This is a genomic window from Halomonas sp. WWR20 (assembly GCF_054602495.1).
Window position 1 is genome coordinate 12,830 of the sequence record NZ_JBTRHR010000011.1, and the last position, 19,485, is coordinate 32,314.

Genomic DNA, 19,485 nt, shown 5'->3' on the forward strand with positions numbered 1-19,485 from the left:
GCTGTCGAGAATGACGGTCCGCGGGGCCCGCTGTTTGGGCCCCGCTCATGACAACTCCGCAACGGAGCCGACCCCATGAAAGATTTGGTGAAAGTCCTCAAATCGCAGGCACAGTCCGAAGAATTTGACGCGATCAAGATTACGCTCGCGTCACCGGACATGATCCGCTCCTGGTCTTATGGCGAGGTCAAGAAGCCGGAAACCATCAACTACCGTACGTTCAAACCTGAGCGTGACGGCCTGTTCTGCGCCAAGATTTTCGGGCCGGTCAAGGATTACGAATGCTTGTGCGGCAAGTACAAGCGCATGAAGCATCGCGGTATCATCTGCGAAAAGTGTGGCGTCGAAGTCACCAAGGCGGCGGTGCGCCGTGAGCGTATGGGCCATATCGAGCTGGCCAGCCCGGTGGCGCATATCTGGTTCTTGAAATCGCTGCCGTCGCGTATCGGCATGTTCCTCGACATGACCCTGCGCGATATCGAGCGGGTGCTGTATTTCGAGAGCTTCGTGGTCATCGACCCGGGCATGACCACGCTTGAGCGTGGCCAGTTGCTCAACGATGAGCAGTATTTCGAAGCGCTGGAAGAGTTCGGTGACGACTTCGACGCGCGCATGGGCGCCGAAGCGGTCCAGGCGCTGCTCAAGGATATCGATCTGGCCGAGGAGACCGAGCGTCTACGCGAAGAGATTCCGCAGACCAACTCCGAGACCAAGATCAAGAAGCTCTCCAAGCGCCTCAAGCTGTTGGAGGCTTTCTACAAGTCCGGCAATGCACCGGCGTGGATGATCATGGAGGTACTTCCGGTACTGCCGCCGGACCTGCGTCCGCTGGTGCCGCTGGATGGTGGCCGTTTCGCGACCTCGGATCTCAACGATCTGTACCGCCGGGTGATCAACCGCAACAACCGCTTGAAGCGTCTGCTCGACCTCAATGCGCCGGACATCATCGTGCGCAACGAGAAGCGCATGTTGCAGGAGTCCGTGGACGCGCTGCTCGACAATGGGCGTCGCGGCCGGGCCATCACCGGTTCCAACAAGCGTCCGTTGAAGTCGCTGGCCGACATGATCAAGGGTAAGCAGGGGCGCTTCCGTCAGAACCTGCTGGGCAAGCGCGTCGACTATTCCGGCCGCTCGGTTATCACCGTGGGCCCGACCCTGCGTCTGCATCAGTGCGGTCTGCCCAAGAAGATGGCGCTCGAGCTGTTCAAGCCGTTCATCTACTCCAAGCTGCAGCTGTCGGGGCAGGCCTCGACGATCAAGGCCGCCAAGAAGATGGTCGAGCGTGAGCTGCCGGAAGTGTGGGACATCCTTGCCGATGTCATCCGTGAGCATCCGGTGCTGCTCAACCGCGCGCCGACCCTGCACCGTCTGGGCATTCAAGCGTTCGAGCCGCTGCTCATCGAGGGCAAGGCGATTCAGCTGCACCCGCTGGTATGTGCGGCCTACAACGCCGACTTCGACGGTGACCAGATGGCCGTTCACGTGCCGTTGACGCTGGAAGCCCAGCTCGAAGCGCGCGCGCTGATGATGGCGACCAACAACGTGCTGTCACCGGCCAACGGTGAGCCGATCATCGTGCCGTCCCAGGACGTGGTGCTGGGTCTGTACTACATGACCCGCGAAAAAATCGGCGCCAAGGGCGAGGGTATGGTGTTCGCCAACCTCAACGAGGTCGAGCGTGCCTTCGGTACCCACAGCGTGTCGCTGCATGCGCGGGTCAAGGTCCGCCTGACCGAGTACCTGGCCGAAGAGCTCGGGGGTGAGCTGGTCGAGAAGACGTCAATCTTCGATACCACCGTGGGGCGTGCGTTGCTGTTCCGCATCCTGCCCAAGAGCATGCCCTTCGAGCTGGTCGACCAGCCGATGAAGAAGAAGGCGATTTCGGGGCTGATCAACGAAGTCTATCGCCGCGCGGGGCTCAAGGACACGGTAATCTTCGCCGACCAGCTGATGTACACCGGCTTCCGTCTGGCGACCTGGTCCGGGGCGTCGATCGGTGTCAACGACTTCGTCATTCCCGACGAGAAGAAGGCGATCGTCGACGCCGCCGAGGACGAGGTCAAGGAGATCGAAGATCAGTTCTCCTCAGGCCTGGTGACGGCGGGTGAGAAGTACAACAAGGTCATCGATATCTGGTCCAAGGCCAACGACAAGGTGGCCAAGGCGATGATGACAGGGATCTCCAAGGAGACCGTCGTCGACCGCGAAGGCAACGAAGTCGAGCAGGACTCGTTCAACAGCGTGTTCATCATGGCCGACTCCGGGGCGCGTGGTAGTGCGGCCCAGATCCGTCAGCTGGCGGGGATGCGTGGTCTGATGGCCAAGCCGGACGGTTCGATCATCGAGACGCCGATCACCGCGAACTTCCGTGAAGGCTTGAACGTTCTGCAGTACTTCATCTCGACCCACGGGGCGCGTAAGGGTCTCGCGGATACGGCGCTGAAGACGGCCAACTCGGGGTACCTGACACGACGCCTGGTCGACGTGGCTCAGGATCTGGTGATCACCGAAACCGACTGCGGCACCGAAGAAGGTCTGACGCTGCATCCGGTCATCGAAGGTGGCGATGTCATCGTTTCGCTGGCGCAGCGTGTGTTGGGGCGTGTGGTCGCCCAGGATGTCGTTGATCCGGCCTCCGACGAAGTACTGATTCCGCGAGGTACGCTGCTCGACGAGGCGTGGTGCGAGCGGCTCGATACCATGGGTGTCGACGAGATCGTGGTGCGTAGCACCATCGCCTGTAACACCGCACATGGCGTGTGTTCCTGCTGTTACGGTCGCGACCTGGCGCGTGGGCATCAGGTCAATATCGGCGAAGCGGTGGGGGTTATTGCCGCCCAGTCGATCGGTGAGCCGGGAACCCAGCTGACCATGCGTACGTTCCACATCGGGGGGGCAGCGTCACGCGCCTCGGCGGCGGACAGCGTCCAGGTCAAGCATGGCGGTACCGTGCGCCTGCACAACATCAAGTCCGTCGAGCGCGCCAATGGCCGCTTGGTCGTGGTGTCGCGCTCCAGTGCGCTGGCGGTGGCCGACGATCATGGTCGTGAACGCGAGTACTACAAGCTGCCCTACGGTGCCGAGCTGTCGGTCAAGGATGGGGATCATGTCGAGCCGGGTGCGCTGGTCGCCAAATGGGATCCGCATACTCACCCCATCGTCGCCGAGGTCGAGGGTAAGGTACAGTTCATCGACATGGAGGAGGGCATCTCGATTCACCGTACGGTTGACGAGATGACCGGGCTATCCTCCATCGAGGTGATCGAGGCGGCGGCACGTCCTGCCGCGGGGCGCGACAAGCGTCCGATGATCATGCTGCAGGACGAGAACGGCGAGCACGTGACCCTGCCGGGCTCCAATACACCGGTCCAGTACCTGCTGCCGGGCAACGCCATCATCTCGGTGGAGAACGGTGCCGACAGCGCCGTGGGCGAGGTCATCGCGCGTATTCCGGTGGAGGCGTCGGGCAACAAGGACATCACCGGGGGTCTGCCGCGCGTCGCCGATCTGTTCGAAGCGCGCAAGCCCAAGGAGCCGGCGATTCTCGCCGAGATCGACGGTACCGTGACCTTCGGCAAGGAGACCAAGGGCAAGCGGCGCTTGACGATCACCCCGGAAGGTGGCGATCCGTTCGAGATGCTGATCCCGAAATGGCGCCAGATCGCAGTCTTCGAGGGCGAGACCGTCGAGAAGGGCGAAGTGATCTCCGACGGGCCGAGCAACCCGCACGATATCCTGCGCCTGCTGGGCGTCACGGAGCTGGCCAAGTACATCACCGTGGAGATTCAGGACGTCTATCGTCTGCAGGGCGTGGGCATCAACGACAAGCACATCGAGGTCATCGTGCGTCAGATGCTGCGCAAGGTGGAAATCACCGATTCCGGCGATTCCAGCTTCATTCCCGGCGATCAGGTCGAGTACGTACGGGTGGTCGAGGAAAATGCGCGCCTGCAGCAGGAAGACAAGTTCCCGGCCAAGTTCGAGCGCCTGCTGCTGGGTATCACCAAAGCGTCGCTGGCGACCGAATCGTTCATCTCTGCGGCCTCCTTCCAGGAGACGACCCGCGTGCTGACCGAAGCGGCAGTCACCGGCAAGCGCGATTACCTGCGCGGCCTGAAGGAAAACGTGGTGGTAGGCCGTCTGATCCCGGCCGGTACCGGCTTGACCCACCATGCGGAGCGTCGTCGCAAGCGCGAAGGCGTCGAGCGTACGCTCCATCCGTCGGCCTTCGATGTCGAGCAGGAATTGGGCGCTCAGCTCACCGCGCTCGACTCGGATGACGACGAGTTGTAAGGCATGCATCAAGACCGGCCGCTGTAAAAGGCGGCTGGCCTTGACTGCCATTGCCACCAGCCAGTAGAATTCGCAGCCTTTAATCAATGGGCAGGTGTGCCCTGTGCCGTTGATAAAGGCCAAGGCAACCATTGGAGTCAGCTATAAACCATGGCAACCATTAATCAGCTCGTGCGTAAGCCGCGCAAGCGTCCCGTCGCCAAGAGTGACGTGCCGGCGCTGCAGTCTTGCCCGCAAAAGCGTGGGGTTTGCACCCGCGTCTACACCACGACCCCGAAGAAGCCGAACTCAGCACTGCGTAAAGTGTGCCGTGTTCGTCTGACCAACGGCTACGAAGTCACCTCCTATATCGGCGGTGAAGGTCACAACCTGCAGGAACACTCCGTGGTCCTGATTCGTGGCGGTCGTGTCAAGGATTTGCCCGGTGTGCGTTATCACACCGTACGCGGCGCTCTCGACACCTCCGGTGTCCAGAACCGTAAGCAGGGCCGTTCCAAGTATGGTACCAAGCGTCCGAAGTGATTCGGGCTTCTCGGTCAACACAGATATTATCGGTCTGATAAGAGTAAGGTCGAGCGCCTCGACGGCTGTCTCGGGTTTACCTGAAAGACCCTTCTACCTGAGGGCTTATCATGCCTAGAAGAAGAGTTGCTGCAAAGCGCGAGATCCTTCCTGATCCGAAATTTGGAAGTGAGCGCCTGGCAAAGTTCATGAACCACCTGATGGTCAGCGGCAAGAAGTCCATAGCTGAGCGCATCGTCTACGGTGCGTTGGACAGGGTTGCCGAGCGTAGTAAAGATGTGCCGCTGGACATCTTCGACAGAGCGCTGGAGGCAATCCAGCCGATGGTGGAGGTCAAATCCCGCCGTGTCGGTGGTGCGACTTATCAGGTGCCGGTGGAGGTTCGTCCCTCTCGCCGCCAGGCGCTGGCCATGCGCTGGCTGGTAGATGCTGCGCGTAATCGTGGTGAAAAGACCATGGTGCAGCGTCTCGCCGGTGAAATGCTTGACGCCGCCGAAGGCAAGGGTGCTGCTGTGAAGAAGCGTGAAGACGTGCATCGCATGGCAGATGCCAACAAGGCCTTCTCACACTACCGCTTCTAAACAACGGGGAATCCCATCGTGGCACGCAAGACACCACTTAAGCGTTACCGCAATATCGGTATCGTGGCCCACGTCGACGCGGGTAAGACGACGACTACCGAGCGTGTCCTGTTCTATACCGGTCTGTCTCACAAGATCGGCGAAGTCCATGATGGCGCGGCCACCATGGACTGGATGGAGCAGGAGCAGGAGCGTGGTATCACCATCACCTCCGCGGCCACCACCTGTTTCTGGCAGGGCATGAACAAGCAGTTCGATGAGCATCGCATCAACATCATCGACACACCTGGGCACGTTGACTTCACCATCGAGGTTGAGCGTTCCCTGCGCGTGTTGGATGGCGCTGTCGTCGTGCTGTGCGGCTCTTCCGGCGTTCAGCCGCAGACCGAGACCGTCTGGCGTCAGGCCAACAAGTACGAAGTTCCGCGCATGGTGTTCGTCAACAAGATGGACCGTGCCGGCGCCGACTTCTTCATGGTCGTCGACCAGCTCAAGACTCGTCTGGGTGCCAATGCCGTGCCCATTCAGATCAACTGGGGCGCGGAAGACGAGTTCAAGGGCGTCGTCGATCTTCTCGAGATGAAAGCCATCGTCTGGAGCGAGGACGATCAGGGCATGTCCTATGAGCTAGCCGATATCCCGGCTGAGCTGCAGGACACCGCCGCCGAGTGGCGCGAGCAGATGCTCGAAGCCGCTGCCGAGGCCTCGGAAGAGCTGATGGACAAGTACCTCGAAGAAGGCGACCTGTCCAAGGAAGAGATCAAGGCCGGTCTGCGTCGTCGTACCCTGGACAACGAAATCGTGCTGGTCACCTGCGGCTCCGCGTTCAAGAACAAGGGCGTGCAGGCGGTGCTTGACGGGGTTATCGAATACCTGCCGTCACCCACCGAAGTCAAGGCCATCGAAGGCGAGCTGGACGACAAGGAAGGCACCATCGAGACGCGTGAAGCGGACGACAGTGCGCCTTTCGCGGCGTTGGCCTTCAAGATCGCCACCGACCCCTTCGTCGGCACGTTGACCTTCATTCGCGTCTATTCCGGTGTCCTGAAGTCAGGCGACGGCGTTTACAATTCGGTGAAGGACAAGAAGGAGCGTGTCGGGCGTATCGTTCAGATGCACTCCAACTCGCGTGAAGAGATCAAGGAGCTCTATGCCGGCGATATCGCCGCTTGTGTCGGGCTCAAGGATGTCACCACCGGTGATACCCTGTGCGACCCGAACAACAAGATCGTTCTCGAGCGCATGGAATTCCCGGATCCGGTTATTTCGGTGGCGGTAGAGCCGAAATCCAAGGCCGATCAGGAGAAGATGGGGATCGCACTGGGCAAGCTGGCCCAGGAAGACCCGTCGTTCCGCGTCAAGACCGATGTCGAGACCGGACAGACGATCATCTCCGGGATGGGTGAGCTGCACCTTGATATCATCGTCGACCGCATGCGTCGCGAGTTCAAGGTGGAAGCCAATATCGGCAAGCCGCAGGTAGCGTATCGTGAAACGATTCGCGGCAAGGTCGAGCAGGAAGGCAAGTTCGTACGTCAGTCCGGCGGTCGCGGCCAGTATGGCCACGTCTGGTTGCGTATCGAGCCATTGACGGCCGAAGACAAGGGCGAAGACGAGGAGCTGAGCTTCAAGTTTGCGTCCGAAATCGTAGGTGGCACGGTGCCCAAGGAATACGTGCCGGCCGTCGAGAAAGGCGCCTACGAGCAGCTGCAAAATGGTGTCATCGCGGGCTATCCGATGATTGACGTCAAAGTCACGCTGTTCGATGGTTCCTACCACGATGTGGACTCCAACGAGACTGCGTTCAAGATCGCCTCTTCCATGGCGGTCAAAGAAGGCGCCAGAAAGGCCAAGGCCGTTCTGCTGGAGCCGATAATGCGGGTCGAGGTCGTCACGCCCGAGGAGTCCATGGGTGATGTCATGGGCGACCTGAACCGCCGGCGTGGTCTGGTGCAGGGCATGGATGATTCTTCCACTGGCAAGATCATCCGCGCGTTGGTGCCGCTGGGCGAGATGTTTGGTTATGCAACTGACCTGCGCTCTCAAACCCAGGGCCGTGCAAGCTACTCTATGGAGTTTGCGAAGTACGATGAGGCGCCGTCCAGCGTCGTTGAAGCTGTCATCAACCAGAACGGTTAACCGTTAGCTAACGTAAAGAGGTTATAGCAGTGGCTAAGGCAAAATTTGAGCGTTCCAAACCGCACGTTAACGTCGGTACCATCGGTCACGTCGACCACGGTAAGACCACTCTGACCGCGGCTCTGACTCGCGTCTCTGCCGAGGTTTTCGGTGGTGACTGGCGTGCTTTCGATACCATCGACAACGCTCCCGAAGAGCGTGAGCGTGGTATCACCATCGCAACCGCCCACGTTGAGTATCAGTCCGAAACGCGTCACTACGCGCACGTCGACTGCCCGGGGCACGCCGACTACGTCAAGAACATGATCACCGGTGCGGCCCAGATGGACGGCGCGATCCTGGTGTGTTCCGCTGCTGACGGCCCCATGCCGCAGACACGTGAGCACATCCTGCTGTCCCGTCAGGTTGGTGTTCCGTACATCGTCGTGTTCCTGAACAAGGCCGACATGGTCGACGACGAAGAACTGCTCGAGCTGGTCGAGATGGAAGTTCGTGAACTTCTCAACGAGTACGACTTCCCGGGTGACGACACGCCGATCATCGTCGGTTCCGCGCTGATGGCGCTGGAAGGCAAGGACGACAACGGCATGGGTACCACCGCCGTTGCCAACCTGATCAAGTCCCTGGACGAGTACATTCCGGAGCCGGAACGTGCCATCGACCGTCCGTTCCTGATGCCGATCGAAGACGTGTTCTCCATCTCCGGTCGCGGTACCGTAGTGACTGGTCGTGTCGAGCGCGGCATCGTCAAGACTGGCGACGAAGTCGAGATCGTCGGTCTCAAGGACACCACCAAGACCACCGTTACCGGTGTCGAGATGTTCCGTAAGCTGCTCGACGAAGGTCGTGCCGGTGAGAACGTCGGGGCTCTGCTGCGTGGTACCAAGCGTGACGACGTCGAGCGTGGTCAGGTTCTGGCCAAGCCGGGCTCCATCACTCCGCACACCAAGTTCGAAGCGGAAGTTTACGTACTGTCCAAAGAGGAAGGCGGTCGTCATACGCCGTTCTTCAAGGGCTATCGTCCGCAGTTCTACTTCCGTACCACTGACGTTACCGGTACTTGTGAACTGCCGGAAGGCGTCGAGATGGTCATGCCGGGCGACAACGTCAAGATGGTTGTCACCCTGATCGCACCGATTGCCATGGAAGACGGCCTGCGCTTCGCGATTCGCGAAGGTGGTCGTACCGTAGGCGCCGGTGTTGTCGCCAAGATCGTTGAGTAAGTCTTAGTACAGACGCCTTAATGGTCGAAGGGGGCTCCGAGAGGAGCCCCCTTTCTGCGCATGTTTGACACCCAGCGTCAGCATGCCTATAATGCGCATCCTTTAAATGCGTGGGTAGACGGCTCGCGCCGTCGACATCCATTGGAGTTTAGGGCTAATGCAGAACCAGAAGATTCGCATTCGGTTGAAGGCTTTCGACCATCGCCTGATCGATCAGTCCGCACAAGAAATCGTGGATACCGCGAAGCGGACGGGTGCTCAGGTTCGGGGGCCGATTCCGCTGCCAACCAATCGTGAGCGTTACACCATTCTGATCTCGCCGCACGTCAATAAAGATGCGCGTGACCAGTATGAGATTCGCACACACAAGCGTGTGCTCGACATCGTCGAGCCGACGGAAAAAACCGTTGATGCATTGATGAAACTCGACCTCGCCGCCGGCGTGGACGTCCAGATCAAGCTCGACTAACCACACTAGTCACTCGCGGCCCAGCGCCTGGTAACGTCAATACACCAAGCAGCAGCCGCCACGCCGGGATGGCGTTATACAATGTGCTAGTGGAATGCTCTGGAAAGGGCAGCCATAGCGGGTGATAGCCCCGTACACTATAGGAGACTGAACATGACTATCGGTTTGGTCGGTAAGAAGAGCGGTATGACCCGTATCTTCACCGAAGATGGCGCATCCGTGCCCGTAACCGTTATCGAGGTTGAGCCTAACCGCGTGACTTGCGTCAAGACCGTCGAATCCGACGGCTACAGCGCAGTTCAGGTGACAACCGGCTCCCGCAAAGCCAAGCATCTGTCCAAGGCGGCCGCAGGCCAATATGCCAAGGCGGGTGTCGAAGCTGGTCGTTCACTGATGGAATTCCGCCTTGCTGAAGGTGAGGAAGTTCCGCAGGTGGGCGGCGAATTCACCGTATCCCTCTTCGAAGCTGGTCAGATGATCGATGTGACCGGCACCTCTAAAGGTAAGGGCTTCCAAGGCGCCGTAAAGCGCTGGAACTTCCGCACCCAGGACATGACACACGGTAACTCTCTGTCCCACCGTGCGCCGGGCTCTATTGGCCAGTGCCAGACTCCCGGACGTGTCTTCAAAGGCAAGAAAATGGCCGGTCAGATGGGCAACGCCCGGACTACCGTCCAGAGCCTGGAAATCGTGCGTGTCGACGCCGAACGCAATCTTCTGCTGATCAAGGGTGCCGTTCCTGGCGCGCCGGGTAGCGATGTGATCGTTCGCCGTGCCGTGAAAGCTCGCTGAGGGGTATGAGACCGATGAATCTGAATCTTGCAGGTGCAGATGCCGGCACCGTCGAAGTGTCCGACGCAACCTTTGGCAAAGAATTCAATGAAGCGCTCGTTCATCAGGTGGTCACTGCCTACTTGGCTGGTGGTCGTCAGGGAACGCGTGCTCAGAAGAACCGCTCCGAAGTCAGCGGTGGCGGCAAGAAGCCGTGGCGTCAGAAGGGCACGGGGCGTGCCCGTGCGGGAAGTATCCGTTCTCCGATTTGGCGCAGTGGTGGTGTGACCTTCGCGGCACGTCCGCAGGATCATTCCCAGAAGGTCAACCGCAAGATGTACCGTGCGGCAATGCGTTCGATTCTGTCCGAGTTGGTTCGCCAGGAGCGTCTGGTAGCCGTTGATGCTTTCGCTGTCGATGCGCCCAAGACCAAGCAGCTCGTGGCCAAGCTCAGCGAGCTGGGTCTCGAGAAGGTGCTGATCGTCACCGAGGAAGTCGACGAGAAGCTGTATCTCGCCGCCCGCAACATTCCCAATGTGGATGTAGTGGACGTCGCGGCTGCTGATCCGGTCAGTCTGGTTGCCTTCGACAAGGTGCTGGTGACCGTTTCTGCCCTGCGCAAATTCGAGGAGAAGCTGGCATGAACCAGGAGCGCGTATTCAAGGTTCTGCTTGGGCCGCACGTGACAGAGAAAGCTGCTTTCGCCGCCGAGAACAACCAGTACGTGTTCAAGGTAGCGAGCGACGCGACCAAGCCCGAGATCAAGAAAGCCGTTGAAACATTATTCGGTAAGAAGGTCGCCGGAGTTCAGGTTCTGAACATGAAAGGCAAGACCAAGCGGACCCAGCATGGCCTCGGTCAGCGCAAGGGCTATCGCAAGGCTTATGTGACTCTGGCTGCGGGCGAGACGCTCGAAGACTTCTCTGGCGCCGAGTAAGGCAGGAGTACGGATCATGGCAGTAGTTAAGACCAAACCCACATCCGCCGGTCGTCGTCACGTTGTCAAAGTCGTCAACGACGAGATCTACAAGGGCCGGCCTCATGCCGCGCTGTTGGAGAAGAACTCCAAGTCCGGTGGACGTAACAACCACGGTCGCATCACCACTCGCCACGTGGGCGGTGGGCACCGTCATCATTACCGTCTGGTCGATTTCAAGCGCAACAAGGATGGCGTCCCCGCTATCGTCGAGCGTCTGGAATATGACCCGAACCGCAGTGCGAACATTGCACTGTTGAAGTATCTGGACGGTGAGCGTCGCTACATCATTGCACCCAAGGGTGTAAGCGTGGGCGAGACTCTCGAGTCTGGTGTCAATGCAGCGATCAAGAAGGGCAATGCCCTGCCGCTGCGCAATATTCCGGTGGGCTCCACCGTGCATTGCCTCGAACTCAAGCCCGGCAAGGGTGCCCAGATCGCGCGTAGTGCCGGTACCAGCGCCCAGCTCGTGGCTCGCGAAGGCAACTATGCCACCGTGCGTCTACGTTCCGGCGAGATGCGCAGGATTCTGGCAGAGTGCCGCGCTACCCTCGGTGAAGTGGGCAATTCCGAGCACAGCCTCCGTCAACTCGGCAAGGCCGGTGCCAAGCGCTGGCGCGGTGTGCGTCCGACAGTTCGCGGTGTGGCGATGAACCCGGTGGATCACCCGCACGGTGGCGGTGAAGGCCGTACCAGTGGTGGTCGTCATCCGGTTACGCCGTGGGGTGTCCCGACCAAGGGCCACAAGACCCGCAAGAACAAGCGCACCGACAAGCTGATCGTTCGTCGCCGCAAGGCCAAGTAACAGACATTAAGGGGTAACGGCTGTGCCACGTTCACTGAAGAAAGGTCCTTTTATCGACCTTCATCTGTTGAAGAAGGTTGAGGCTGCAGTGGAGAAGAACGACCGCAAACCGATCAAGACCTGGTCGCGTCGTTCAATGATCCTGCCGAACATGGTTGGGCTCACCATTGCGGTCCATAACGGTCGCCAACACGTCCCGGTGCATGTTTCCGAGGAAATGGTTGGCCACAAGCTAGGCGAATTCGCTGCCACTCGCACCTATCGCGGGCATGTGGCGGACAAGAAAGCCAAACGGTAAGCCAGAGAGGATTGAGAGATGGAAGTCGCTGCTAAGTTGCGTGGCGCTCGTTTATCCGCCCAGAAGGCCCGTTTGGTGGCTGACCAGGTGCGCGGTAAACCGGTCGCCGAGGCGCTGAACCTGCTGGCCTTCTCACCGAAGAAGGCCGCCAAGCTGGTCAAGAAGGTGCTGCAGTCCGCCATCGCGAACGCAGAAGAAAATAACGGCATGGACATCGACGAGCTGCGTGTCTCGACCATCTGCGTCGATGAGGGCATGACGCTCAAGCGCATCCAGCCGCGCGCCAAAGGCCGCGCGGATCGCATTTTGAAGCGCACCTGCCACATCACCGTCAAGGTAGCCGAGAAGTAGGAGTCGACCACATGGGTCAGAAAGTAAATCCGACAGGCATTCGGCTGGGTATCGTCAAGGACCACACTTCGGTCTGGTACGCCGAGCGCGGTGCCTACGCCGACAAGCTGAACAACGACCTCGAAGTGCGTCGCTTCCTGGAAAAGCGTTTGAAGAACGCTTCCGTGAGCCGCATTCACATCGAGCGTCCCGCGAATAACGCACGCATCACCATTCATACTGCCCGTCCGGGTATCGTGATTGGCAAGAAGGGTGAGGACGTCGATCGCCTGCGTCGTGAAGTGACCGAGATGATGGGCGTGCCGGTGCACGTCAACATCGAGGAAGTTCGCAAGCCCGAGCTTGACGCCGCACTCGTCGCGCAGAACATCGCCGGCCAGCTCGAGCGTCGCGTCATGTTCCGGCGTGCGATGAAGCGCTCCGTGCAGAACGCCATGCGCCTCGGCGCCGGTGGCATCAAGGTGATGCTCTCTGGACGTCTGGGTGGGGCGGAGATCGCACGTACCGAATGGTATCGCGAAGGCCGTGTGCCGCTGCATACCTTGCGTGCGGATATCGACTACGCCACCTACGAGGCTCATACCACCTACGGCGTCATCGGGGTCAAGGTATGGATCTTCAAGGGTGAAATCCTCGGGGGCATCGAAGAGGTGCGTGCTAAGGCCAAGCAGCCGCAGCAGCCGCAGAACGCACCCAAGAAGAAAGGTTCCAGGTAAGGGGAGGTGTAGGCGATGTTGCAACCCAAGCGTATGAAATTCCGCAAGATGATGAAAGGCCGCAATCGTGGCCTGGCACATCGCGGAAGCAAGGTGAGCTTCGGCGAGTACGGCCTGAAAGCCACCGGCCGTGGGCGGATCACCGCTCGGCAGATCGAAGCGGGTCGTCGTGCGATCACTCGTCACGTCAAGCGTGGCGGTAAGATCTGGATCCGCGTCTTCCCGGACAAGCCGATTACCAACAAACCGTTGGAAGTTCGTATGGGTAAGGGTAAGGGCTCCGTCGAGTACTGGGTCGCCCAGATTCAACCGGGCAAGGTGCTCTACGAAATCGAAGGCGTTTCCGAGGAGCTGGCGCGTGAAGCGTTCTCCCTGGCGGCGCAGAAGATGCCCCTGTCCACCACCTTTGTGAAACGGACGGTGATGTGATGAAAGCCCAGGAAATTCGTGAGAAGTCAGTCGAGGCGCTGCAAGAGCAGCTGTTCGAACTCCTTCGTGAGCAGTTCAACCTGCGCATGCAGAAGGCCACCGGCCAGCTGAACCAGAGCCATCTGCTCAAGCAGGTACGCCGGGACATCGCCCGCGTGAAGACTGTGCTTAACGAGAAGGCAGGTGACTGAGATGGCCGAAGAAAAGAAAACCCGTACGCTCACCGGCAAGGTGGTGAGCGACAAGATGGAAAAATCGATTGTCGTGATGATCGAGCGCCGTGAACGGCACCCGATCTACGGCAAGTACGTGAAGCGCTCCACCAAGCTGCACGCCCATGACGAGTCCAACCAGGCGCGGACTGGCGATACGGTTTCCATTCAGGAATGCCGTCCGCTGTCCAAGAAGAAAGCCTGGACGCTGGTCGAGGTGGTCGAGCAAGCCAAGGGCTGAGCCCGACAAGCGCCTTCTAAACCAGTGCAGTCAGATTAGGTTTGGAGAAAACCGATGATTCAGACTCAGACAATGCTGGATGTCGCCGACAACAGCGGCGCGCGCCGGGTGCAGTGCATCAAGGTGCTGGGCGGTTCACACCGTCGCTATGCCCGCGTTGGCGACATCATCAAAGTGACAGTCAAGGAAGCCATTCCGAGAGGCAAGGTCAAGAAAGGCCAGGTTCTCAAGGCAGTGGTTGTTCGTACACGCAGTGGTGTCCGTCGTTCAGATGGCTCGCTGATTCGCTTCGATGGAAATGCGGCGGTTCTGTTGAACAATACCAACGACCAGCCGATCGGTACCCGTATCTTCGGACCGGTAACCCGTGAACTTCGTACTGAGAAGTTCATGAAGATCATTTCCTTGGCGCCTGAAGTGCTGTAAGGAGCGAGGCGGATATGCACAAGATCAAACGTGACGACGAAGTGATCGTCATTGCCGGCAAGGACAAGGGCAAGCGTGGCACGATTAAGCGCGTCCTCCAGGACGAGCGTTATGTCGTGTCCGGTGTGAACATGATTAAGCGTCACACCAAGCCCAACCCCATGCTGGGCAACCAGGGGGGTATCGTCGAGCGTGAGGCCCCGATTCACGCGTCCAACGTGGCCATCTTCAATCAGGAGACCGGCAAGGCGGATCGCGTCGGCTTCCAGGTTAAGGAAGACGGTACCAAGGTACGTATCTACAAGTCGACGCAGAAGCAGATCGACGCCTAACGCGAGTCGGGTAGCAAAATGGCGAACTTGAAAGAACGTTATCAAAACGAGGCGATGGCTCAACTCCAAGAGCAGTTCAGCTATGCCAACGTTATGCAGGTGCCCCGGATCACTAAGGTGACCCTGAACATGGGCATTGGCGAAGCGACCAGCGACAAGAAGCTGATCGAAAATGCCATCGGTGACCTGGAGAAGCTCTCCGGTCAGAAGCCGATCGTCACCAAGGCGCGCAAGTCAATTGCCGGCTTTAAGGTGCGTGAAGGCTGGCCGATCGGAATCAAGGTAACTCTGCGCAGCGAACGCATGTGGGAGTTTCTTGACCGTCTGGTGAATATCGCGATTCCGCGTGTGCGCGATTTCCGTGGCTTGAACCCCAAGTCCTTTGATGGACGCGGCAACTATTCCATGGGCGTGCGTGAGCAGATCATCTTCCCGGAGATCGAATATGATAAGATCGATCGAATTCGGGGACTGGATGTCACAATCACCACCAGCGCCAACACCGATGACGAAGGCCGTGCGCTGCTGAGCGCGCTGAACTTCCCGTTCAAGAAATAAGGGTGGGATCATGGCAAAGAAAAGCATGATGGAGCGTGAGCTCAAGCGCACGAAGCTGGTCGAGAAGTATGCCGCTCGGCGTGCAGAGCTCAAGGCCATCATTTACAACGTGAACGCTTCTGACGAAGAGCGCTTCGACGCACAGCTGCAGCTGCAGAAGCTGCCGCGCGACGCAAGCCCGGTCCGTCAGCGTAATCGCTGCCGTATCACCGGCCGTCCGCACGGCTTCTACAACAAGTTCGGGCTGGCCCGTAACATGCTGCGTGAAGCCGCCATGCGTGGCGATGTCCCTGGGCTCAAGAAGTCCAGCTGGTAAGCCACGTCGAAACATCAGGAGCGCAACGTAATGAGCATGCAAGATACTCTGGCGGATATGTTTACACGTATCCGCAATGCGCAGATGGCCACCAAGGAGACGGTTAGCATGCCGTCTTCAAAGCTTAAGGTCGAGGTGGCCGGCGTATTGAAGCAAGAGGGCTACATCAACGACTTCGCAGTCGCTGAAGGCACCAAGCCCGAATTGACCGTGACTCTCAAGTATTTTGAGGGCAAGCCGGTCATCGAGCACATCCAGCGAGTTTCCAAGCCGTCCCTGCGGATCTACAAGGGCAAGGGCGAGCTACCGAAAGTCGCGGATGGTCTAGGTGTCGCGATCGTGTCCACCTCCCAGGGCGTGATGACCGATCGTGCGGCGCGTCATGCCGGTGTCGGTGGCGAAGTCATCTGCACCGTATTCTAGGAGTTTGGAATGTCCCGCGTAGCCAAATATCCGGTTAAACTGCCCAGCGGCGTCGAGGCTAAACTCGACGGCGCCAAGCTGACCATCAAAGGTGGTCAGGGCACACTCGAGATGACCGTTCACCCCGATGTGGTGATCGGCCAGGAAGAGGGTCAACTGACCTTCAACCCCAGCGAGTCTGCCAAGAGTTGGGCAATGGCCGGCACTACCCGCGCACTGGTCCAGAACATGGTCACTGGTGCGTCTGAGGGCTTCACCAAGTCCCTCGAGATCAATGGCGTCGGCTATCGTGCCCAGGCAAGTGGCAAGACGCTCAACCTGACACTGGGCTTCTCTCACCCGGTCGAATATGCGCTGCCTGAGGGTGTCACGGCGGAAACGCCCAAGAACACCATTATTGTGCTGAAGAGCTCAGACAAGCAGAAGCTCGGCCAGGTCGCCGCGGAAATCCGCGCCTTCCGTCCGCCCGAGCCCTACAAGGGCAAGGGTATCCGGTACGGCGACGAGCAAGTCCGCCGCAAAGAAGCCAAGAAGAAGTAAGGCAGGGTTATGAACGCGAAGAAAGAATCTCGTCTCCGTCGTGCCCGCCGTGCTCGCGCTAAGATTCGCGAGCTGGGCGTGTATCGCCTGTGCGTCAACCGTACCCCGCGCCACATCTACGCGCAGATCATCTCACCGGACGGTGGGCAGGTCCTGGCCAGTGCTTCCACGCTCGACAAGAGCCTGCGTGAAGGTGCTACCGGCAACGCCGACGCTGCTGCCAAGGTGGGCGCGCTGATTGCTGAACGCGCCAAGGTTGCGGGCATCACTCAGGTCGCTTTTGACCGCGCCGGATTTAGATATCATGGTCGCGTCAAAGCTTTGGCCGATGCCGCACGTGAAGGCGGTCTGGAATTCTAAAGGGTTTAACGATGGCGAAGAACGAACAGAACAGCGGAGATCTGCAAGAGAAGTTAGTGCAGGTCAACCGCGTCGCCAAGGTGGTCAAGGGTGGCCGTATTTTCGGCTTTACCGCTTTGACTGTCGTTGGTGACGGTAACGGTCGTGTCGGCTTCGGTCGCGGCAAGGCACGTGAAGTGCCGGTCGCAATCCAGAAGGCGATGGACCAGGCGCGCCGCAACATGATCAAGGTCAGCTTGAGCGGCCATACGCTGCAGTATCCGGTCAAGGCGCGTCATGGCGCCTCCAAGGTATACATGCAGCCGGCTTCTGAAGGTACCGGGATCATCGCCGGCGGCGCCATGCGCTCCGTACTCGAACTGGCCGGCGTGCATGACGTCCTGGCCAAGTGTTACGGCTCCACCAACCCGGTGAACGTGGTACGTGCGACCATCAATGGTCTCGCTTCCATGCAAGCTCCGGAAGACATCGCCGCCAAGCGTGGCCTGTCTGTCGAAGAGATCGCGGGGTAAGGCATCATGGCAGCTTTGATCAAGGTTACCCAGACCCGTAGCACCATCGGCGTTCTGGAAAAGCACAAGGCCACCATGCGTGGGCTTGGACTGCGTCGTATCGGTCATGCGGTCGAACTGGAAGATACCCCTGCCGTACGCGGTATGATCAACAAGGTTAACTACCTTGTACGTGTTGAGGGAGAGTAATCCATGAAACTTAATAGCCTGAGCCCGGCTCCGGGTTCCAAGCACGCCGAGAAGCGCGTCGGCCGTGGTATCGGTTCCGGTCTGGGTAAGACCGGCGGCCGTGGTCACAAGGGTCAGACTTCACGCTCCGGCGGCACGGTGAAGCCCGGTTTCGAAGGCGGTCAGATGCCGTTGCAGCGTCGTCTGCCGAAATTCGGTTTCACCTCGATGAAGTCGCTGGTGTCCGAGGAAGTTCGCCTGGCCGAACTCGGCAAGGTGGACGGCGACGTCGCAGACCTGGACGCGCTGAAGAAAGCCAACGTGCTCAAGGATGCCACGCAATACGCGAAGGTTATCCTCTCCGGCGAATTGAACAAGGCGGTTACTGTTCGAGGGCTCAAGGTCACCAAGGGTGCCCGTGCCGCGATCGAAGCTGCCGGTGGCAAGGTAGAGGATTAAATGGCTAAGTCAGGAAAAATGCCGGCGAACATGGGAAGTGGCTTGAGTGAGCTATGGGCGCGTCTGCGTTTCGTGTTCATCGCCATCGTGGTGTACCGCATCGGTGCCCACATCCCGGTACCCGGTATCAATCCTGACCAGCTCGCTGCCTTGTTCAGGGAAAATCAGGGCACCATCCTGGGCATGTTCAACATGTTCTCGGGAGGTGCCCTGCAGCGGATGAGTATCTTCGCGCTGGGGATCATGCCCTATATTTCCGCGTCGATTATCATGCAGCTCCTGACGGCGGTCTCGCCTCAGCTCGAACAGCTGAAGAAGGAAGGTGAGGCCGGCCGGCGCAAGATCAGCCAGTACACACGCTACGGTACGGTGGTGCTGGCCTTGATCCAGGCGACCGGCATGGCAGTCGGTCTGGTCGGGCAAGGCGTAGCCTATGCCGGCGACTTCAGCTTCTATTTCACGGCGATTGCGACCTTCGTGGCAGGCGCGGTGTTCCTGATGTGGCTAGGCGAGCAAATCACCGAGAAGGGTATCGGCAATGGTATTTCGCTGATCATCTTTTCGGGTATCGTCGCGGGGTTGCCGAGTGCGATAGGTCAGTCTTTCGAGCTGGCGCGCAATGATGGCGCCTGGAATATCCTGCCGCTGTTGGCGCTCACGGTGCTGGGCATCGCTACTGTGGCTTTCGTGGTGTTCATCGAGCGCGGCCAACGTCGTATCACGGTGAATTATCCGCGTCGCCAGGTAGGCAACAAGATGTATGCGGGACAAAGTAGCTACCTGCCGCTGAAGGTCAATATGGCGGGTGTTATTCCGCCGATCTTTGCCTCGAGCATTCTGCTCTTCCCGGCCTCGATAGGGCAATGGGTCGGTCAGGGTGGTGGCATGGAGTGGCTGCAAACGGCGTCTCAGGCGCTGGGCCCCGGCCAGCCCTTGTATATCTTGCTTTTCGCTGCGGCGGTGGTATTCTTCTGCTTCTTTTATACGGCGCTGGTCTTCAATCCCAAGGATGTAGCTGACAACCTCAAGAAGTCAGGTGCGTTTCTGCCGGGGATCCGCCCGGGCGAGCAGACGGCCCGCTACGTCGATAAGGTGATGACTCGCCTGACCCTGTTCGGCGCTCTCTACATTACCGCTGTTTCCCTGATGCCTCAGTTCCTTGTCGTGGCTTGGCAAGTGCCTTTCTACTTCGGTGGCACCTCGCTACTCATCGTGGTGGTGGTGGTGATGGACTTCATGGCGCAGGTCCAGTCGCATCTGATGTCGAATCAGTACGAATCGGTAATGAAGAAGTCCAACCTGAAAGGCTACGGTAGCGGCGGCATGATGCGCTAAGCGCGGCCCTGCTAGCATTTGGAGAGAACG

At 59.2% G+C, this 19,485-nt stretch carries 27 protein-coding genes; all 27 read left to right on the forward strand.

Translation table 11 applies throughout. From position 1 onward, the window contains the following. The first annotated feature begins 75 nt into the window (after nt 1-75). The 27 genes from rpoC (at nt 76) to secY (ending at nt 19,455) form a co-directional block, all read left to right on the forward strand. On the forward strand, nt 76-4,293 hold the full coding sequence (gene rpoC, locus ACW4DH_RS16795; RefSeq protein WP_459637554.1) for a DNA-directed RNA polymerase subunit beta': 4,218 nt from the start codon (nt 76-78) through the stop codon (nt 4,291-4,293). 150 nt (nt 4,294-4,443) lie between these two features. Further along, on the forward strand, nt 4,444-4,815 hold the full coding sequence (gene rpsL / locus ACW4DH_RS16800) for a 30S ribosomal protein S12 (protein WP_459637555.1): 372 nt from the start codon (nt 4,444-4,446) through the stop codon (nt 4,813-4,815). Between the two features lie 110 nt (nt 4,816-4,925). Then, complete coding sequence (rpsG, locus tag ACW4DH_RS16805; RefSeq protein ID WP_459637556.1) at nt 4,926-5,396, forward strand: 30S ribosomal protein S7; 471 nt, start codon at nt 4,926-4,928, stop codon at nt 5,394-5,396. Nucleotides 5,397-5,414: 18 nt separating this feature from the next. Continuing rightward, complete coding sequence (gene fusA / locus ACW4DH_RS16810) at nt 5,415-7,535, forward strand: elongation factor G (protein WP_459637557.1); 2,121 nt, start codon at nt 5,415-5,417, stop codon at nt 7,533-7,535. 29 nt (nt 7,536-7,564) lie between these two features. Then, complete coding sequence (gene tuf / locus ACW4DH_RS16815; RefSeq protein ID WP_459637558.1) at nt 7,565-8,758, forward strand: elongation factor Tu; 1,194 nt, start codon at nt 7,565-7,567, stop codon at nt 8,756-8,758. 157 nt (nt 8,759-8,915) lie between these two features. After that, nucleotides 8,916-9,227, forward strand: a complete 312-nt coding sequence (rpsJ, locus tag ACW4DH_RS16820; protein WP_035470365.1) for a 30S ribosomal protein S10 — start codon at nt 8,916-8,918, stop codon at nt 9,225-9,227. Between the two features lie 153 nt (nt 9,228-9,380). Beyond that, entirely contained in the window at nt 9,381-10,019 is a 639-nt protein-coding gene (rplC, locus tag ACW4DH_RS16825; RefSeq protein WP_459637559.1) for a 50S ribosomal protein L3, read from the forward strand. Between the two features lie 14 nt (nt 10,020-10,033). Next, a complete protein-coding gene (gene rplD, locus ACW4DH_RS16830) occupies nt 10,034-10,642 on the forward strand; it encodes a 50S ribosomal protein L4 (protein WP_459637560.1) in 609 nt (202 codons plus the stop codon). After that, the gene (gene rplW, locus ACW4DH_RS16835; RefSeq protein ID WP_459637561.1) at nt 10,639-10,935 is read left to right on the forward strand and encodes a 50S ribosomal protein L23; all 297 of its coding nucleotides are present in this window, start codon (nt 10,639-10,641) and stop codon (nt 10,933-10,935) included. The genes rplD and rplW overlap by 4 nt, the downstream gene beginning before the upstream one ends. A 16-nt stretch (nt 10,936-10,951) precedes the next feature. After that, entirely contained in the window at nt 10,952-11,779 is an 828-nt protein-coding gene (rplB, locus tag ACW4DH_RS16840; RefSeq protein WP_459637562.1) for a 50S ribosomal protein L2, read from the forward strand. Between the two features lie 22 nt (nt 11,780-11,801). Continuing rightward, a complete protein-coding gene (gene rpsS, locus ACW4DH_RS16845; protein ID WP_027337511.1) occupies nt 11,802-12,077 on the forward strand; it encodes a 30S ribosomal protein S19 in 276 nt (91 codons plus the stop codon). Nucleotides 12,078-12,095: 18 nt separating this feature from the next. Next, nucleotides 12,096-12,428, forward strand: a complete 333-nt coding sequence (gene rplV / locus ACW4DH_RS16850; RefSeq protein ID WP_459637563.1) for a 50S ribosomal protein L22 — start codon at nt 12,096-12,098, stop codon at nt 12,426-12,428. 11 nt (nt 12,429-12,439) lie between these two features. Beyond that, nucleotides 12,440-13,144 carry a 30S ribosomal protein S3 gene (rpsC, locus tag ACW4DH_RS16855; RefSeq protein ID WP_459637564.1) on the forward strand — a complete coding sequence of 235 codons (705 nt, stop codon included), beginning with the start codon at nt 12,440-12,442 and terminating at the stop codon, nt 13,142-13,144. A gap of 15 nt (nt 13,145-13,159) precedes the next feature. After that, nucleotides 13,160-13,573, forward strand: a complete 414-nt coding sequence (gene rplP, locus ACW4DH_RS16860) for a 50S ribosomal protein L16 (protein ID WP_459637565.1) — start codon at nt 13,160-13,162, stop codon at nt 13,571-13,573. After that, a complete protein-coding gene (gene rpmC / locus ACW4DH_RS16865) occupies nt 13,573-13,764 on the forward strand; it encodes a 50S ribosomal protein L29 (RefSeq protein WP_459637566.1) in 192 nt (63 codons plus the stop codon). The genes rplP and rpmC overlap by 1 nt, the downstream gene beginning before the upstream one ends. Nucleotide 13,765: 1 nt before the next feature. Beyond that, nucleotides 13,766-14,026, forward strand: coding sequence for a 30S ribosomal protein S17 (gene rpsQ / locus ACW4DH_RS16870; RefSeq protein ID WP_459637567.1), 261 nt, complete (start codon nt 13,766-13,768; stop codon nt 14,024-14,026). A gap of 54 nt (nt 14,027-14,080) precedes the next feature. Next, nucleotides 14,081-14,452, forward strand: a complete 372-nt coding sequence (gene rplN, locus ACW4DH_RS16875) for a 50S ribosomal protein L14 (protein ID WP_459637568.1) — start codon at nt 14,081-14,083, stop codon at nt 14,450-14,452. Between the two features lie 14 nt (nt 14,453-14,466). After that, a complete protein-coding gene (gene rplX / locus ACW4DH_RS16880) occupies nt 14,467-14,784 on the forward strand; it encodes a 50S ribosomal protein L24 (protein WP_459637569.1) in 318 nt (105 codons plus the stop codon). 18 nt (nt 14,785-14,802) lie between these two features. Then, on the forward strand, nt 14,803-15,342 hold the full coding sequence (rplE, locus tag ACW4DH_RS16885; RefSeq protein ID WP_459637570.1) for a 50S ribosomal protein L5: 540 nt from the start codon (nt 14,803-14,805) through the stop codon (nt 15,340-15,342). Between the two features lie 10 nt (nt 15,343-15,352). Beyond that, nucleotides 15,353-15,658, forward strand: a complete 306-nt coding sequence (gene rpsN / locus ACW4DH_RS16890) for a 30S ribosomal protein S14 (protein WP_459637571.1) — start codon at nt 15,353-15,355, stop codon at nt 15,656-15,658. 30 nt (nt 15,659-15,688) lie between these two features. Further along, the gene (rpsH, locus tag ACW4DH_RS16895; protein WP_459637572.1) at nt 15,689-16,081 is read left to right on the forward strand and encodes a 30S ribosomal protein S8; all 393 of its coding nucleotides are present in this window, start codon (nt 15,689-15,691) and stop codon (nt 16,079-16,081) included. Between the two features lie 9 nt (nt 16,082-16,090). After that, complete coding sequence (gene rplF / locus ACW4DH_RS16900) at nt 16,091-16,621, forward strand: 50S ribosomal protein L6 (RefSeq protein WP_459637573.1); 531 nt, start codon at nt 16,091-16,093, stop codon at nt 16,619-16,621. Nucleotides 16,622-16,630: 9 nt separating this feature from the next. Next, nucleotides 16,631-16,981 (forward strand): 50S ribosomal protein L18, encoded by a 351-nt coding sequence (gene rplR, locus ACW4DH_RS16905; protein ID WP_459637574.1) that lies wholly within the window; start codon nt 16,631-16,633, stop codon nt 16,979-16,981. Nucleotides 16,982-16,992: 11 nt separating this feature from the next. Then, nucleotides 16,993-17,493, forward strand: a complete 501-nt coding sequence (gene rpsE / locus ACW4DH_RS16910; protein ID WP_459637575.1) for a 30S ribosomal protein S5 — start codon at nt 16,993-16,995, stop codon at nt 17,491-17,493. Between the two features lie 6 nt (nt 17,494-17,499). Continuing rightward, complete coding sequence (gene rpmD, locus ACW4DH_RS16915; protein WP_459637576.1) at nt 17,500-17,682, forward strand: 50S ribosomal protein L30; 183 nt, start codon at nt 17,500-17,502, stop codon at nt 17,680-17,682. Nucleotides 17,683-17,685: 3 nt separating this feature from the next. Then, a complete protein-coding gene (rplO, locus tag ACW4DH_RS16920) occupies nt 17,686-18,120 on the forward strand; it encodes a 50S ribosomal protein L15 (RefSeq protein ID WP_459637577.1) in 435 nt (144 codons plus the stop codon). Next, nucleotides 18,121-19,455, forward strand: a complete 1,335-nt coding sequence (secY, locus tag ACW4DH_RS16925; protein ID WP_459637578.1) for a preprotein translocase subunit SecY — start codon at nt 18,121-18,123, stop codon at nt 19,453-19,455. Nucleotides 19,456-19,485: the final 30 nt, after the last annotated feature.